This window comes from Paraburkholderia sp. NPDC080076 (assembly GCF_050281145.1).
GTDB lineage: Bacteria > Pseudomonadota > Gammaproteobacteria > Burkholderiales > Burkholderiaceae > Paraburkholderia.
On record NZ_JBNNWQ010000005.1, the window covers coordinates 21,782 to 37,114 of the forward strand.

15 protein-coding genes are annotated in these 15,333 nt (G+C 64.6%); 4 read left to right on the forward strand and 11 right to left on the reverse strand.

What is annotated here, in order from left to right; genetic code table 11:
• Positions 1-56 precede the first annotated feature (56 nt).
• The 4 genes from galE to ACQKRQ_RS21685 are packed head-to-tail and all read right to left on the reverse strand — an operon-like array spanning position 57 to position 4,369.
• Positions 57-1,079 (reverse strand): UDP-glucose 4-epimerase GalE, encoded by a 1,023-nt coding sequence (gene galE, locus ACQKRQ_RS21670; RefSeq protein WP_132375810.1) that lies wholly within the window; start codon positions 1,077-1,079, stop codon positions 57-59.
• Positions 1,080-1,091: 12 nt separating this feature from the next.
• Positions 1,092-2,240 carry a glycosyltransferase family 4 protein gene (locus ACQKRQ_RS21675; protein WP_427479309.1) on the reverse strand — a complete coding sequence of 383 codons (1,149 nt, stop codon included), beginning with the start codon at positions 2,238-2,240 and terminating at the stop codon, positions 1,092-1,094.
• Positions 2,241-2,279: 39 nt separating this feature from the next.
• On the reverse strand, positions 2,280-3,110 hold the full coding sequence (locus tag ACQKRQ_RS21680) for a glycosyltransferase (protein WP_427479311.1): 831 nt from the start codon (positions 3,108-3,110) through the stop codon (positions 2,280-2,282).
• Positions 3,107-4,369, reverse strand: coding sequence for an oligosaccharide flippase family protein (locus ACQKRQ_RS21685; protein ID WP_132376960.1), 1,263 nt, complete (start codon positions 4,367-4,369; stop codon positions 3,107-3,109). The genes ACQKRQ_RS21680 and ACQKRQ_RS21685 overlap by 4 nt, the downstream gene beginning before the upstream one ends.
• Before the next feature lie 292 nt (positions 4,370-4,661).
• Between ACQKRQ_RS21685 and ACQKRQ_RS21690 the strand changes: the two genes are divergently transcribed.
• The 4 genes from ACQKRQ_RS21690 (at position 4,662) to waaA (ending at position 9,708) form a co-directional block, all read left to right on the forward strand.
• Entirely contained in the window at positions 4,662-6,056 is a 1,395-nt protein-coding gene (locus ACQKRQ_RS21690) for a phosphomannomutase/phosphoglucomutase (protein WP_427479313.1), read from the forward strand.
• Between the two features lie 341 nt (positions 6,057-6,397).
• Entirely contained in the window at positions 6,398-7,393 is a 996-nt protein-coding gene (gene waaC, locus ACQKRQ_RS21695; protein WP_427479315.1) for a lipopolysaccharide heptosyltransferase I, read from the forward strand.
• Positions 7,394-7,442: 49 nt separating this feature from the next.
• Positions 7,443-8,327 (forward strand): Kdo hydroxylase family protein, encoded by an 885-nt coding sequence (locus ACQKRQ_RS21700; RefSeq protein WP_132375803.1) that lies wholly within the window; start codon positions 7,443-7,445, stop codon positions 8,325-8,327.
• 70 nt (positions 8,328-8,397) lie between these two features.
• Positions 8,398-9,708, forward strand: coding sequence for a lipid IV(A) 3-deoxy-D-manno-octulosonic acid transferase (waaA, locus tag ACQKRQ_RS21705; RefSeq protein WP_408254991.1), 1,311 nt, complete (start codon positions 8,398-8,400; stop codon positions 9,706-9,708).
• Positions 9,709-9,744: 36 nt separating this feature from the next.
• Here the strand turns inward: waaA and ureG are convergent, their stop codons facing one another.
• The 7 genes from ureG to ACQKRQ_RS21740 form a co-directional block, all read right to left on the reverse strand.
• Positions 9,745-10,398, reverse strand: a complete 654-nt coding sequence (ureG, locus tag ACQKRQ_RS21710) for an urease accessory protein UreG (protein WP_427479318.1) — start codon at positions 10,396-10,398, stop codon at positions 9,745-9,747.
• 11 nt (positions 10,399-10,409) lie between these two features.
• Entirely contained in the window at positions 10,410-11,090 is a 681-nt protein-coding gene (locus ACQKRQ_RS21715; protein WP_427479795.1) for an urease accessory protein UreF, read from the reverse strand.
• Positions 11,077-11,766 (reverse strand): urease accessory protein UreE, encoded by a 690-nt coding sequence (gene ureE, locus ACQKRQ_RS21720; RefSeq protein ID WP_427479320.1) that lies wholly within the window; start codon positions 11,764-11,766, stop codon positions 11,077-11,079. Before ureE ends, ACQKRQ_RS21715 begins: the two co-directional genes overlap by 14 nt.
• 3 nt (positions 11,767-11,769) lie before the next feature.
• Complete coding sequence (gene ureC, locus ACQKRQ_RS21725) at positions 11,770-13,476, reverse strand: urease subunit alpha (protein WP_427479322.1); 1,707 nt, start codon at positions 13,474-13,476, stop codon at positions 11,770-11,772.
• A 58-nt stretch (positions 13,477-13,534) separates the two neighbouring features.
• Positions 13,535-13,840 (reverse strand): urease subunit beta, encoded by a 306-nt coding sequence (locus tag ACQKRQ_RS21730; protein WP_408179412.1) that lies wholly within the window; start codon positions 13,838-13,840, stop codon positions 13,535-13,537.
• Between the two features lie 29 nt (positions 13,841-13,869).
• Positions 13,870-14,172 carry an urease subunit gamma gene (gene ureA / locus ACQKRQ_RS21735; RefSeq protein ID WP_011487082.1) on the reverse strand — a complete coding sequence of 101 codons (303 nt, stop codon included), beginning with the start codon at positions 14,170-14,172 and terminating at the stop codon, positions 13,870-13,872.
• A 175-nt stretch (positions 14,173-14,347) separates the two neighbouring features.
• Complete coding sequence (locus ACQKRQ_RS21740) at positions 14,348-15,151, reverse strand: transporter substrate-binding domain-containing protein (RefSeq protein ID WP_132375792.1); 804 nt, start codon at positions 15,149-15,151, stop codon at positions 14,348-14,350.
• Positions 15,152-15,333: the final 182 nt, after the last annotated feature.

Sequence of the window (15,333 nt, forward strand, 5' to 3'; positions counted from 1 at the left end):
CGGCGGCGGAACCCCTGCCTGGCGGCTCCTTCGCGCCGCCGTCGACTTCATTCAACTTACGCGAATCCTTGCGGATTCGTGGATTGCCAGCGCCAGTGGTCCTCGCACATCCGCTCGATGCCGAACTGAGCGCGCCAGCCGATGATCTTCTCGGCCGCGGCCGGATCGGCGAAACACGAGGCGACGTCGCCGGGGCGGCGCGCCACGATTTCATACGGCACCGGCCGGCCGGCGGCTTTCTCGAATGCCTTGACCACATCGATCACGCTATAGCCCTGGCCCGTGCCGAGGTTCACGACGAAGCTGGCGTCGCGTTTGACCAGCGCGTCGAGCGCGGCCAGATGTCCGCGCGCCAGATCGACGACGTGGATATAGTCGCGCACGCCGGTGCCGTCGGGCGTGTCGTAGTCGCCGCCGAACACGCGCAGCTTCTCGAGCTTGCCGACCGCGACCTGCGCGACATACGGCATCAGGTTGTTCGGAATGCCGGCGGGATCTTCGCCGATCAGGCCGCTCTCGTGCGCGCCGACCGGATTGAAGTAGCGCAGCGTGGCAATGCGCCACGACGGATCCGCGAGTTCCAGATCGCGCAGCACCTGCTCGGCGATCAGCTTCGACTGGCCGTAGGGATTGGTGGCCGACAGCGGGAACGACTCGTCGATCGGCGAGCTCTTCGGCACGCCGTAGACGGTGGCCGACGAACTGAACACGAACTGCTTGACGTTACGGTCGCGCATCACGCCGAGCAAGGTCAGCAGGCTGCCGACGTTGTTGCTGTAGTACTCGATCGGCTTGGCCACCGACTCGCCCACCGCCTTCAGCGCGGCAAAGTGAATCGCGCCCGTGATCGGGTGGGCGTCGAAAATACGGTTGAGCGCCGCTTCGTCGCGCGCATCGGCTTCGTAGAAGGTCACCGCCTTGCCAGCGATCTTTTCCACGCGCCGCAGCGATTCGCGGTTGCTGTTCACGAGATTGTCGATTACCACGACGTCGTAACCGCCGTTCAGCAGCTCGACACAGGTGTGCGAGCCAATAAAGCCCGCGCCGCCCGTTACCAGAATCGTGCCCTTCGTGGTCATGCTGTTGCTCCGTTAAAGTAAAACGCCCGTCATTTTCTGCACCAGGTCCTTATACGTTTCGACGACCACGCGCTCGTCGAATTCTTCCGCGACTTTCTTCCGGCCGCGTTCTGCCATGGCCCGCCGGTCCGCGCCGCTCATGTCGAGCATGCGCGCCAGCGTGGCCGCCAGGCTTTCTGCATTGCGCACTTCGCACAGCAATCCGTTGACGCCGTCCGCCACCACCTCGCGGCAGCCCGGCACGTCGGTCGCGACGATCGGCCGGCCCATGGCCGAGGCTTCCATCAGCGTGCGCGGCACGCCTTCGCGATACGACGGCAGGACCACGCAATCCGCCTCGGCGATGAGAGGCCGCACGTCGTGCGCCTCACCAAGATACTCGATGATGCCTTCCTGTTCCCACGCCGCCACTTCCTCGCGTGTAATCGCGCTGGGATTGTCGACGCCCACCGGACCGAGCAATTGGAACCGTGCGTGCGGGTAACGTTCATGCAAACGCCGCGCGGCTTCGACATATTCGCCCACGCCCTTGTCCCACAGCAGCCGCCCGATCAGCACGAAGCGGTAATCGGTCCGCTCGGGCAACGGCGTAAAGGCGAACTGCGCGAGGTCGACGCCTTCGCCATGCAGCAACCTCGCGCGCTCAGGATGCACCAACAAATTCCGTTCGACAAACGCGGCCTGATCGTCGCGATTCAAAAACCATATTTCGCGCGGAAAACGGAACGCAAAACGATACAGTTTTTTGGCCACTTGCGCGGCGCGGCTGTGCTGGATGAACACGTAGCCCAATCCGGTTGTGACCGCAACCGACTGCACGCCCGCCAGCTTCGCGGCGATCGAACCGTAGATATTCGGCTTGATCGTGTAATGGAACACCACGTGCGGGCGGATGGTCCTGTATTGCCGGTAGAGCGCGTACAGCGTGCGCAGGTCGTCGCGTGGACTGGTGCTTTTGGAGGCGACCGGCAATTCGATGCAGCGGCAGCCCATGGCCGTGAGCAGTTCGAACGTGCGGTCGCGCGGCGCAAGCACCGTCACGTCGACGCCGCGTCCAACCAGCATACGGATCAGCCCTTGCCGATAGGTATAGATTGCCCAGGCGGTGTTACAGACGAGTGTAATGCGCAACGCGGGCGTCGACTTCAAGGCAGGCTTCATGCGGGAACGAGCTCGGCGGTGAATGGGGTGGTGAATGATTTAATGGCTCGCGCGCGGCGTGAGCAGGCTGCGTTTGATCCGCTGCAGCGCGCGGTAAGGCGTCACCAGATGCAGCAGATTTTTGGCGAGGCCTAGCCAATCGTACAGATTGGCGGCGTTGAAGTAGCGCAGTTGCAGCCGCAGCGTCGAACTCACCTGGCGGCGCCGTTTGGTCGCGCTGATGCCGCCTTCGTTCAGTTCGTAGTACAGCCCGAGCTCAGGCAGGTTCGCGCAGTCGTAGCGCTCCATCAGCCGCACGAACAGATCGAGGTCCTCGGCGGAGGGGTACTCGGCGCGGTAGTTGCCGACCGCGCGCACGGCGTCGATGCGCAGCATCATCGAAGGATGCGCGAGGCATGAACGGAAGAAGCGCAAGCGACGGATCGCGTCCGGTTCGGCGGGCGGCGTCAGCATGAAGAGCGGCTTGCCTTCGCGGGTGACGACTTGCGTCCACATGCCGAGGCCGGCCACGCGCGGATGCAATTCCATGAACACGCGTTGTTTGGCGAGCCGCTGCGGCACGCTGCGGTCGCCCGCGTCGATGCGCGCCGCATAGCGAAAGCCGCGCTGCGCAAGGGCGTCGATGCCGGTTTGCAATGCGCGTTCGATCCCGCCGTTGCGCGCCATGCGCAGCATTTCGATCTTCATATTGGCGATGACCGGCGCGACGATCGGCGGCGAGCTGCCGTCATCGACGATCAACACGTGCACCGGCGCGCTTTCACTGAACGACGCGAGGGTGAGGTCGACGTCGGCCTGGCCGTTGTAGGCGGGAATCAGGACCGCGACGTCGTCGAGAGTCATTTGCGCGGTGGCGGATGCGTTCGTCATGGGCGCAATTTGAAACGAATGTAATAAAGATTAACCGACGCGGCCGCCAGATAGCCGGCCGCGAGGCCCACCAGCGCGCCGTACGCGCCAAGTCGCGGAATGGCCAGCAGATTGACTACGAACGCGACGGCCAGCGCCAGCAGCCACTTCGCGAGCAACACGAACTTGGCCTGATATTTCAGCACGATCAGATTGCCGATCGCCTCGATGCCGGCGGGTACCGACAGCCACACGGCCCAGCGGAAAATCTCGATCGCGCCTTCGAACTGCGGCCCGAACACACGGCGGATGATCAGTCCGGCGAGCAGATCCAGCACGATCGCGCCGCTCACCATCAGCGCCGCGGTCATGGCGGTGAGCCGCCACATGTTGCGGCGCAACTGGGCGGCTTCCTGCACACGATAGACGAAGGCGGGCGCAATGGTCTGCGCGAGCATCAAGGCGAGCGTGATCCAGTTTTCATTCAACTGCTGGGCGGCGGAATAGCGTCCGAGATCAGCGAATGAAATTGCCCGTTCGAGCATCAGCCGGTCCAGTTTCAGGAACAGATACATACAGATCAGGCCAAGCCAGAACACGGTGCCGGCGCTCGCGAAGTGCTTGAACAGAGAACGGTCGAGATGCCAGCCAAGCTTGCCGCCATGCCGGCGCATGTAATAGATCAGAAGGACCGCGCCGATCGCCGCCGATTCGAGCGCCCACAGCCAGCCGAAGCGCGCGGGCGTGGCCGCCGCGCGCACCAGCAGATAGACCAGAGCGGCCTTGAGCACCGCGGTGCTCATGCTGGTGAGCAACTGCGGCTTGCTGTAGGTCATGCTTTGCAGCCACGCGTTGATCACGCCGACGAACGGTTCGCGAAACAGCATGGTCACGGCGAGGCCGGCGAGCATGGCGCCGACCAGCGGCTCGAAGAAGTGCAGGGCGATGCCGAGCCAGGTCAACAGCAAGGCCGCGACCGACACGGAAATGCGCAGCGCGAAGGCGCTGCCGAGCACCGTGCCGAGCTGCGCCGGCGGCCGGTTGACGATGGTGGGCACCAGAATCTCGGCGCCGCACACCCAGGTAATGGGCGAGAGCACCAGCAGCAGCGTGTTCGCGTATTGCCATTTGCCGAACGTGTCCGGCCCGAAGTAGCGCGCCAGCATGCCGCTGATCACGATCGCCACGCCGATCTGCGTGAGCCGCTCCAGCCCGAGCCAGACGATATTCGTGAAGGCGCGCGTGACGTCCGGATTGGCGAAGCGTTTGAGCGTCAGCATCCTCTGGCCGCTCGCCGGTCCGCTTGCGCCGGGCATGCCGGCGGCGCCGTGAGCGCGAGCGGCGCGCATGACCCGAGTGGCGCAGTGCGCGCGTTTGCCCACCCAGCCGACTGTCGCGGCAACTTTACATTTGGAGGGCGTCTAAGCATTAGAATGGTGCTATAAGGCTGGTCCGAAAAGCGCAATTATAAGTTGGAACCGGATCGCTTCCGGCAAGGGCGCATCGCTGCGTTTTACCGATTCATCAGCGGTGCGCTGGTCAAAATTTTCCATTGCACGCAAGTGAGCCAACATGATCTCCAAATCTATTTTCAAGGCGTATGACATTCGCGGTGTAATCGGCAAGACGCTCGACGCCGATGCAGCGCGTTCGATCGGCCGCGCGTTTGGCAGCGAAGTGCGGGCGCAAGGCGGCGACGCCGTGGTGGTCGCGCGCGACGGTCGCCTGTCGGGCCCCGAACTGGTCCAGGCGTTGTCGGACGGCCTGCGTGCGGCCGGCGTCGACGTGGTCAACGTGGGCATGGTGCCCACGCCGGTCGGCTACTTCGCGGCCAGCGTACCGTTGCAGCTCGACGGCGGCGAGCGCCGCGTCGATTCGTGCATCGTCGTGACGGGTAGTCATAATCCGCCGGACTACAACGGCTTCAAGATGGTCCTGCGCGGCGCGGCGATTTACGGCGAACAGATTCTCGCGCTGCATCAGCGCATCGTCGACGAGAACTTCTCCGAAGGCAGCGGTACGTACACGGAGTACGACATCGCCGACGCCTATCTCGAGCGTATTGCCGGCGACATCAAGCTCGCGCGTCCCATCAAGATCGTGGTGGATACCGGCAACGGCGTGGCCGGTGGCCTCGCACCCCTGCTGTTCAAGAAGCTCGGCTGCGAACTGGTCGAACTGTTCACCGAGATCGACGGCAACTTCCCGAACCATCATCCGGACCCGGCTCACCCGGAAAACCTTCAGGACATGATCCGCGCGCTGAAGGAAACGGACGCTGAAATCGGCTTCGCGTTCGACGGCGACGGCGACCGCCTCGGTGTGGTCACCAAAGACGGCCAGATCATCTATCCGGACCGCCAACTCATGCTGTTCGCCGAAGAAGTGCTGTCGCGCAACAAGGGCGCGCAGATCATTTACGACGTGAAGTGCACGCGCAACCTCGCCAAGTGGGTGAAGGACAAGGGCGGCGAGCCGCTCATGTGGAAGACCGGCCACTCCCTCGTCAAGGCGAAGCTGCGTGAAACCGGCGCGCCGCTGGCGGGTGAAATGAGCGGCCACGTGTTCTTCAAGGACCGCTGGTACGGTTTCGACGACGGCCTGTACACGGGCGCGCGTCTGCTCGAAATCCTCACGCGTGTGGAAGACCCGAGCAAGCTGCTGAACTCGCTGCCGAACTCGAACTCCACGCCGGAACTGCAACTGAAGCTCGAAGAAGGCGAAAACTTCGAACTGATCGCGCGCCTGCAGCAAAACGCCAAGTTCACCGGCGCGGACGACGTCGTGAAGATCGACGGCCTGCGCGTCGAGTATCCGGACGGCTTCGGCCTCGCGCGTTCGTCGAACACCACGCCGGTCGTGGTGATGCGTTTCGAAGCCGATAACGACGCGGCGCTCAAGCGCATCCAGGAAGATTTCCGCCGTGTGATCATGGCGGAGAAGCCGGACGCGAAGCTGCCGTTCTAAACGCATGAGCGGCGCCGCGGTTCGGTTCGAACCGCGGTGGCCGTCGAACGCGGCGCGGGTTGCTCTTACCGCGCCGCGTTTTTTCATGCCATTTACATGTAACGCGCTAGAATTGCCGTCCTCGCGAGAAAACGCCGGGCCGCCCCAAGTTTTCTCACCCCTCGGGGGTGGGGGGCACTTTTAACAGAACGCCGGGCCGCCCCAAGTTTTCTCACCCCTCGGGGGCGGGGGCACTTTTAACAAAACGCCGGGCCGCCCCAGGTTTTCTCATCGCCCACCGGGGTTCGGGGGCTCTCTCAACGCATCTTCGGGCCGGATAGCCGGTTTTCCCACTCTTGAGCGTGCAAAAGATACTGATCGTGAGGGTGTCGTCATTGGGCGACGTCGTTCACAACATGCCGGTGATCGCCGACATCCGACGCCGCCATCCCGAGGCCCAGATCGACTGGCTGGTCGAAGAAAGCTTCGTGGGCCTCGTGCAACTCGTGAACGGCGTGCGGCGGGCGATTCCCGTGTCCCTGCGGCGCTGGCGCAAGCGCATTCTGTCGGTCGACAACTGGCGCGAGATCGGCGCTTTCCGCCGCGCGCTTGCCGCCGAGCACTACGACCTCGTGATCGACTGCCAGGGGCTCATCAAGACCGCGTGGGTCGCGAGCATGGCGCGCGGGCCGCTGGCCGGCCTTGCGAACCGCACCGACGGCGCGGGCTTCGAATGGCCGGTGCGCTTCTTCTACGACAAGCGCGTGCCGATCGCGCCGCGCACCCATGTGGTCGAGCGCACGCGCCAACTGGTGGCCGCGGCGCTGGACGACCCGCCGCCGCAACCCACCGACGACATCGACTTCGGCATCGACACCGGGCGCGCCGCGCTGGCTTTGTCGGAGGCGAATCTGAATCTGCCGGTGCCGTACGTCGTGTTCGTGCACGCCACGTCGCGCGCCGACAAGCAGTGGCCCGACACCGCCTGGATCGAACTGGGGCAGTCGCTGGTGCGGCGCGGCGCGTCGATCGTGCTGCCGTGGGGTAGCGAGGAGGAGCGCGCCACCAGCGAGCGCCTCGCCAGGGAATTCGGTGCGGCGGCCATCGTGCCGCCAAAGCTCTCGTTGCCGGCGGTGGTCGGGTTGATCGAAGGCGCGGCCGCCACGGTGGGTGTTGACACAGGTCTGGTTCACATCGCCGCGGCGCTGAAGGGGCCCACGGTCGAGTTGTACAATTTCGCCACTGCGTGGCGTACTGGCGGCTACTGGTCGCCGAACGTCGTCAATCTCGGCACGGCCGGACAGCCGCCCACGCTGCAACAGGTGAAGTCGGCACTCGCGGGCTTCGGCCTGCTATGACACGTCCGGGGCGCTTCGCCTTGCGCTCCAACCGTTTTCAAGGGCGACCATGAACGAAACCCAGATCATCGAAGTAGCGAACGCCGACTGGCACGGACGCAATCTGTCCGTGCCGCGCGAGACGCTGCTTGCCGGCGTCGAACGCGGCAAAGTGCTGTATTTCCCCAATCTGCGCTTCGCGATCGAAGGCGGCGAACAGGCGCTGCTCGACCCCGCGCTCGCCGATCCGAGCCGCAAGAACATCAGCCTCGAACCGAATGGCGGCGCGTTGCACGGCGTGGCCGGCGACGCCGTTACGCAATCCGCCGTGCGCGCGTTGATCGCGCGTTATCAGACCAATGCGCGCACGCTGGTCGACGGGCTTTTTCCCGAATACAACGGCAGGCTGCGCGTGGCGCCGACCAGCCTGCGGCTGCATCAGGTGGAAACGCGCGAGACGTCGTGGCGCAAAGACGATAGCCGTCTGCATGTGGACGCCTTTCCTTCGCGGCCGAACTACGGCGAGCGCATTCTGCGCGTGTTCACCAACGTCAATCCGCATGGCGCGCCGCGCGTATGGCGTGTCGGCGAACCGTTCGAGGACATGGCCAAACGCTTCCTGCCGCGCATCAAGCCGCAGATGCCGGGCGCGGCATGGCTGTTGAACCTGCTGCACGTGACCAAGTCGCCGCGCAGCGAATACGACCATCTGATGCTGCATCTGCACGACGGCATGAAGGCCGACCTCGATTATCAGAAGTCGAGCCCGCAGGAGACCATGCCGTTTCCGCCCGGCAGCGTGTGGGTGTGTTTCTCGGATCAGACTTCGCACGCGGTGATGTCCGGCCAGTTCATGCTGGAGCAGACTTTCTTCCTGCCGGTCAAGTCGATGGCGCAACCGGAATGCGCGCCGCTCGGCATTCTCGAGCGCCTGAAGGGCAGGGCGCTGGTTTGAGCGCCGCGCTCCTCTATCTGCCGGTTCCGCTCTGCGCGTTGGCTGGTTCCTTCGGTCGGACGGAGCGCCGATGCTGAGGGCGATCTATCACGCGCTCTGGTGGATCATCGCGCCGTTGGCGGTATTGCGCCTGTTGATCCGCTCGCGCAAGGAACGCGGCTATCGCGAGCATATCGGCGAGCGGTTCGGTTACTCGCGCGGCCGGTTGCCTGAAGACGACGCCCCGCTGATCTGGGTGCACGCGGTGTCCGTGGGCGAGACGCGCGCCGCGCAACCGCTGATCGACGCGTTGATGAAGGCGCGTCCCGACGCACGCATTCTGCTGACGCACATGACGCCGAGCGGGCGCGCCACCGGCGAGCAGATTTTCGGCGACCGCGTGTTGCGCAGCTATCTGCCGTACGACATGCCGCATGCCGTGCGGCGGTTTTTGCGGACGTGGCGGCCGTCGCTCGGTCTGGTGATGGAAACCGAAGTGTGGCCGACGCTGATCGACGAATGCCGTCGCGCGGATGTGCCGCTGGTGCTCACGAATGCGCGGATGTCGGCGCGCTCGTACAAGCGCGCGGCCAAGTTCGGCAGTGCGACCAAGGACGTGTTCGGCGGCTTTGCGCGCGTGCTGGCGCAGAGTCCATCGGATGCCGAGCGGCTGACCGCGCTCGGCGCGCGCAACGCCGCCGTGCTCGGCAATCTGAAATTCGACATGAGCACGCCGCCGGAGCTGGCGGCGCGCGGGCATGCATGGCGCGCGGCGATCGGCGCGCGTCCGGTGTGGGTCGCGGCGAGCACGCGCGAAGGCGAAGAGGAACTGGTGCTGCAGGCGTTCGCGGCGCTCGGTATCGACAACGCGCTGCTGATTCTCGTGCCGCGTCATCCGCAACGTTTCAACGAGGTGGCGGGGCTGGTCGAGAAGGCCGGGCTACGGCTCGAGCGCCGCTCGGCGTGGGCGCCGGATGCGAACGTGGCATCGGCGGCAAGCAGCGGCGTGCCTGCGCTGCCTGCGCGCGTGAACGTGCTGCTGGGCGATTCGATGGGCGAATTGGGCGCTTACTATGCCGCTTCGGATCTCGCGTTCATCGGCGGCAGTCTGTTGCCGTTGGGCGGGCAGAATCTGATCGAGGCGTGCGCGGTCGGCGTGCCGGTGCTGATCGGCCCGCACGTATTCAACTTTACGCAAGCCACCGCGGATGCCGTGGCGGCGGGCGCCGCCGTGCAGGTGAAAGATCCGGCCGATCTGGGGCGCGCGTTGCGTGAACTGTTTGGCGACAAGGCGCGCAGGCTGGCTATGGGCGGCGCAGCGTCGGCGTTCGCGGCGCGCCATCGCGGCGCGACGGCGCGGACCGTGGATGTGTTGATGGCGTTGTTGCCGGAGGGGGAGTGAGAGCGTGGGCGCAAACGCGGCACGCGCGCCCGCGCCTCACACCTTCAACAACCCCTTCTCCTCGATAAACTTCACCACCACATCCAGGCCGTCGAGCGCCTTCAGATTGCACATCACGAAGGGCCGTTCGCCGCGCATCTTCTTGGCGTCCGACGCCATCACCTCGAGATTCGCGCCGACCATCGGCGCGAGGTCCGTCTTGTTGATCACCAGCAGATCGGACTTCGTGATGCCGGGGCCGCCTTTACGCGGAATCTTCTCGCCACCCGCAACGTCGATCACGTAGATCGTCAGGTCCGACAGTTCCGGACTGAACGTCGCCGCGAGGTTGTCGCCGCCCGATTCGATGAACACGATGTCCGCATCGGGAAAACGCGTCAGCATGCGGTCGACGGCTTCGAGATTGATCGACGCGTCCTCGCGAATCGCCGTGTGCGGACAGCCGCCTGTTTCGACACCCATGATCCGTTCAGCCGGCAACGCGCCCGCTACCGTCAACAGACGCTGGTCCTCTTTCGTATAGATGTCGTTGGTGATGGCGACGAGGTCGTACTGTTCGCGCATCGCCTTGCAGAGCATTTCGAGCAGCGTGGTCTTGCCCGAGCCGACCGGGCCGCCGACGCCCACGCGCAGCGGCGGCAGTTTCTTCGTGCGGACGGACGAGTGGGCGGGTTGATGAGGTGCGTTCATGATAGTTCGTGTTATGAGCGAAAGAGCCGCGAATACTGCGACTCGTGACGCGCCGAGAGAATGCCGAGTTGCGGCGCGAAGGTGTTGATGTTTTCGGGCGACGTGGCCATGGCGCGCGTGACGGCGGCATCGATCGGCTCGCGCAACGCGACGATGATGCGTTGACCGGCGAGCTGGCCCAACGGCACGGCCTTCAACGCGGCGGCCGCCTGGTTTTCCACCCAGCTGAAGGCGTAGGCGGCGAGGGCGGCGTCGACGGCTGCGTCGTGGGCGTAGGCGGCGAAGGCAAACGCCGAGGGTTGAGCGAGCGGCGTCATCGAGGCGAGCGTCGCGCGCCGCTCGGCGTCGCCCCATTCGAGCGATACGCACAGCTGCCGCAACGACCAGCCCATTTGTTCCGTTTCGCGGCGCAATTCCGCGGATTCACGGCTCGCCAGGAATTCGCTGTTGGCGTGCGCGAGGGCCGAGGCGTCATGCGTGCGCCAACGTTCCATCTGATGCGCGAGGAACGGCAGTTCGCCGTGCGCGAGCACGTCGGTCAAGCCGCTGGAGATCCACTCGCGGGCGGAGTCGGCATCCGTGATCAGTTGTGCTTCGATGGCGGCTTCGAGACCCTGCGAGTAGCTGAAAGCGCCAATCGGCAGCGCCGGCGACGCAAGATGCAGCAGCGCTGTCAGTTCAGCGATGCGCATGATGGTGGTGATGCCCGTGACCGCACGATTCGTCGTGGACGTGATCGCCGTGATCGTGGTCATGATCGTGCGCGTGCTCATGGCCGTGCTCATGCCCGTGCGAATGCGCATGCCCCTGCGCTGCGTGGCCATGCTCATGGTCATGCGAATGCTCATGCCCATGATGCTCGCCGAACACCCGCTGCGCGAGCGCATAGTCTTCGGCGAAGGTTTCGTCGTGACCATGCTTATGGCCGCCGCCATACGCGCCGGATTCCGGCTGGAACGGCATCGAGACCTGATCGACCGTCGCGCCGATGCGCTTGAGCATGTCGGCCAGCACCGGATCGTATTCGAGCTTCAGATAATCCGCACCGACTTCCACCGGCGTGTGGCGATTGCCGAGGTGATAGGCGGCGCGCGTGAGCGTCAACGCATCTTTCGCGCGCACGTAGAGCACCGTTTCCGGCGCGGCGACGACGCGCACGAGGCCGCCGTCGTCGGCGACCAGGACGTCGCCCTCGCGCAGCACAGTGCCGCGCGGCAGCAGCAGCGCGACTTCTTCGCCGCTATCGAGCGTGGCCGCGAGCCGGCTCTTGCGCCGGTCGTCGAACGCCAGCGTCAGGGTCGGTGCGCGCTTGACCAGCACGGGTGCGAGCTTCAGATGCGGCGCGATGAGTTTGTCGATGGTGCGCATGATTTAGAACAGAAAGTAGCGTTGCGCCATCGGCAGCACGGTGGCCGGTTCGCAGGTCAGCAACTGACCGTCGGCGATCACCTGATAGGTTTCCGGATCGACGCTGATCGCCGGGCGCCACGCATTGTGGATCATGTCTGCCTTCGAGATGTTGCGGCAGTTCCTGACCGCAACGATACGCTTGTTCAGGCCGTAGCGTTCGCCGACGCCGGCATCGGCGGCGATCTGCGAGACGAAGGTCAGCGACGTGCGTCCCAATGCGCCGCCGCGCGTCGCGAACATCTCGCGATAATGCACCGGCTGCGGCGTCGGAATCGACGCGTTGGGATCGCCCATCTGCGCCATGGCGATCATGCCGCCCTTGAGGATCAGCGACGGCTTGATGCCGAAGAACGCCGGTTCCCAGAACACCAGGTCAGCCCACTTGCCCGGCTCGATCGAGCCGACTTCATGCGCGATGCCGTGCGTGATCGCCGGGTTGATCGTGTACTTGGCGACGTAGCGCTTCGCACGGAAATTGTCGTGGTGCGCGTTGTCCTCAGGCAGCGCGCCGCGTTGCACCTTCATCTTGTGCGCCGTCTGCCACGTGCGGATGATCACTTCGCCGACCCGGCCCATGGCCTGCGAATCCGACGACAGCATCGACAGCGCGCCGAGATCGTGCAGGATGTCTTCGGCGGCAATCGTTTCGCGGCGAATGCGCGATTCGGCGAACGCGATGTCTTCCGCAATCGACGGATCGAGGTGATGGCACACCATCAGCATGTCGAGGTGCTCTTCGAGCGTGTTGACGGTGTACGGGCGCGTCGGATTGGTCGAGGAGGGCAGCACGTTCGCTTCGCCGCATACCTTGATGATGTCCGGCGCGTGGCCGCCTCCCGCGCCTTCCGTGTGATACGTGTGGATCGTGCGGCCCTTGAACGCGGCCACGGTCGCTTCGACGAAACCCGCTTCGTTCAGCGTGTCCGTGTGAATTGCGACCTGCGTGTCGGTGTCGTCGGCGACGGAGAGACAGTTGTCGATCGCCGCTGGCGTGGTGCCCCAGTCCTCATGCAACTTCAAACCGATTGCGCCCGCGGCGATCTGCTCCAGCGCGGGCTGCGGCTGGCTCACGTTGCCCTTGCCGAGAAAGCCGAGATTCATCGGATAACCGTCGGCCGCTTGCAGCATGCGTTCGAGATGCCACGGACCCGGCGTGCAGGTGGTCGCGTTCGTGCCCGTGGCCGGACCGGTGCCGCCGCCGAGCATGGTGGTCACACCGCTCGCGAGCGCTTCTTCGATCTGCTGCGGGCTGATGAAGTGAATATGCGTGTCGATGCCGCCCGCCGTCACGATCAGGCCTTCGCCCGCGATCACTTCGGTGGAGGCGCCGATCGCGATCGTCACGTTCGGCTGGATGTCGGGATTGCCCGCTTTGCCGATCGCGGCGATGCGGCCGTTCTTGATGCCGATGTCGGCCTTGACGATGCCCCAGTGATCCAGAATCACGGCATTCGTCACGACGGTATCGACCACGTCGGCATGCACGCGTTGCGACTGGCCCATGCCGTCGCGAATCACTTTGCCGCCGCCGAATTTCACTTCTTCGCCGTAGGTGGTGAAGTCACGCTCGACTTCGATCAGCAATTCGGTGTCGGCGAGGCGCACGCGGTCGCCGGTGGTGGGGCCGAACATTTCCGCGTACGCGCGGCGGCCAATGCGTAAGGTCATGGTGTGGGTCCGGAAATGAACAGGGCGATCTGGGCTCGTGACGAGAGAGGGCGGGGCCTCACAGCTTGCCCATCACCTTGCCGTTGAAGCCGTAGACGACGCGATCGCCCGCCAATGCAACCAGTTCGACGGTGCGCTCCTGGCCGGGTTCGAAGCGCACGGCGGTGCCCGCCGCGATGTTCAGCCGGAAGCCACGCGCGGCTTCGCGATCGAACGCGAGCGCCTCGTTCACTTCATAGAAGTGATAGTGCGAGCCGATTTGCACCGGACGGTCGCCGGTATTCGACACGACCACCGTGACGGTGGCGCGGCCCGCGTTGAGTTCGTGTTCGCCATCGTCGATGAGGAGTTCGCCGGGAATCATCTGGGGGCTGCCTTATGTGATTTCGGTGATTAGGGAATCGGATGGTGAACGGTGACGAGCTTGGTGCCGTCGGGGAACGTGGCTTCGACCTGAATGTCGGGAATCATCTCCGGCACGCCTTCCATGACGTCGTCGCGGGTGAGCAGAGTGGTGCCGTAGTGCATCACCTCGGCGACGGTCTTGCCGTCGCGAGCCGCTTCCATCAGCGCGGCGGTGATGAAGGCGATCGCTTCCGGATAGTTCAGTTTGAGGCCGCGCGCACGGCGCCGTTCGGCAAGCAGCGCGGCGGTGAAGATCAGCAGCTTGTCCTTCTCGCGAGGTGTCAGCTTCATCGAATGAGTGCGTAGGGTTGCAACGGTCGTTGTGACGATCCCGGGCGGGACCGGCCGCGACAATGATAGACGCTGCGCGTCATGGCCGCGATCGCGTGCGCTGCACGGGATGTGTCCATGACGAGTGCAATGCCGGATAAGCCAGTCACGGTATCAAGTTCGGCTAACGGCGCGCTTACAGATCGGCCGGCAGCGGCGCGCTGAACCACTTCTTCGACATCGTGTTGAGCGTGCCGTCCTGCTTCGCTTGCACGATGGCGGCGTTCACTTTTTGCTGCAGGCGTGGCTCGTTCTTGTTCATGCCAACGAAGCACGGCGAATTCTTGATGACAAACTTCGGTTCCGGACGGCGCGGCGGATTCTTCGCGAGGATCGCGGCCGCGACGATGTTGCCCGCGGCGATCAACTGCACCTGGCCCGACAGGAACGCGGCGATAGTCGCGTTGTTGTCCTCGAAGCGCTTGATGGTCGCGTTCGGCGCCATTTGCGTGAGACCGATTTCCTCCAGCGCGCCGCGGGTTGCGCCGACCGTCTTGCCGGTCAGATCCGCGGGGCCGCTGACCTTGATATCGGCGGGACCGAACACGCCCTGGTAATACGGCGCATAGGCGGTCGAAAAATCGATCACCTTCTCGCGATCCGGCGTCTTGCCGAGCGACGAGATCACCAGATCGACCTTGCCGGTTTGCAGATAGGGGATGCGATTGGCGCTATTGACCGGCACGAGTTCGAGCTTCACGTTCATCGACTTCGCGAGCAGGGCGGCGGTGTCGATGTCGTAGCCTTGCGGCTTCATGTCCGCGCCAACCGAACCGAACGGCGGATAGTCTTCCGGCACGGCGACTTTGAGCACACCGGCCTTGGCGATGTTATCGAGCGTATCCGCGTGAGCGGCGGGCGCATTGACGGCGAGGACGGGCGAGAGCAGCAGTGCGGCGAGCCAGGCGCGACGCGCGGGGCGAAGAGTCGATCGAGTCATGTTCTGTGAGCGGTGGTGGCGACAAGCCGGTCGGCTGCCGTCAGGACGCGGCAGCATCATGGGGAATGGCGATGCAAGGTATGTGCCATGGCGGTGCAGCATGGGCTGGCGGCGCGGAAGGACGAGCGATGCACTCAGTTGAGGCGTCGACATGCGCCGGATTGGTGCACGCCCTGTCTTAC

Excerpts from the sequence above, each read along its gene's own strand:
- ACQKRQ_RS21715 (WP_427479795.1), bottom strand. The coding sequence starts at position 11,090 with ATGCGCATCGCTGAACTGACAGCGCTGCTGCATCTTGCGTCGCCGGCG.
- ureA (WP_011487082.1), bottom strand. The coding sequence starts at position 14,172 with ATGAAGCTGACACCTCGCGAGAAGGACAAGCTGCTGATCTTCACCGCC.
- ACQKRQ_RS21685 (WP_132376960.1), bottom strand. The coding sequence starts at position 4,369 with ATGCTGACGCTCAAACGCTTCGCCAATCCGGACGTCACGCGCGCCTTC.
- ACQKRQ_RS21680 (WP_427479311.1), bottom strand. The coding sequence starts at position 3,110 with ATGACGAACGCATCCGCCACCGCGCAAATGACTCTCGACGACGTCGCG.
- ureC (WP_427479322.1), bottom strand. The coding sequence starts at position 13,476 with ATGACCTTACGCATTGGCCGCCGCGCGTACGCGGAAATGTTCGGCCCC.
- ACQKRQ_RS21675 (WP_427479309.1), bottom strand. The coding sequence starts at position 2,240 with ATGAAGCCTGCCTTGAAGTCGACGCCCGCGTTGCGCATTACACTCGTC.
- ACQKRQ_RS21730 (WP_408179412.1), bottom strand. The coding sequence starts at position 13,840 with ATGATTCCCGGCGAACTCCTCATCGACGATGGCGAACACGAACTCAAC.
- ACQKRQ_RS21690 (WP_427479313.1), top strand. The coding sequence starts at position 4,662 with ATGATCTCCAAATCTATTTTCAAGGCGTATGACATTCGCGGTGTAATC.
- ACQKRQ_RS21700 (WP_132375803.1), top strand. The coding sequence starts at position 7,443 with ATGAACGAAACCCAGATCATCGAAGTAGCGAACGCCGACTGGCACGGA.
- ureG (WP_427479318.1), bottom strand. The coding sequence starts at position 10,398 with ATGAACGCACCTCATCAACCCGCCCACTCGTCCGTCCGCACGAAGAAA.
- ureE (WP_427479320.1), bottom strand. The coding sequence starts at position 11,766 with ATGCGCACCATCGACAAACTCATCGCGCCGCATCTGAAGCTCGCACCC.
- galE (WP_132375810.1), bottom strand. The coding sequence starts at position 1,079 with ATGACCACGAAGGGCACGATTCTGGTAACGGGCGGCGCGGGCTTTATT.
- ACQKRQ_RS21740 (WP_132375792.1), bottom strand. The coding sequence starts at position 15,151 with ATGACTCGATCGACTCTTCGCCCCGCGCGTCGCGCCTGGCTCGCCGCA.
- waaA (WP_408254991.1), top strand. The coding sequence starts at position 8,398 with ATGCTGAGGGCGATCTATCACGCGCTCTGGTGGATCATCGCGCCGTTG.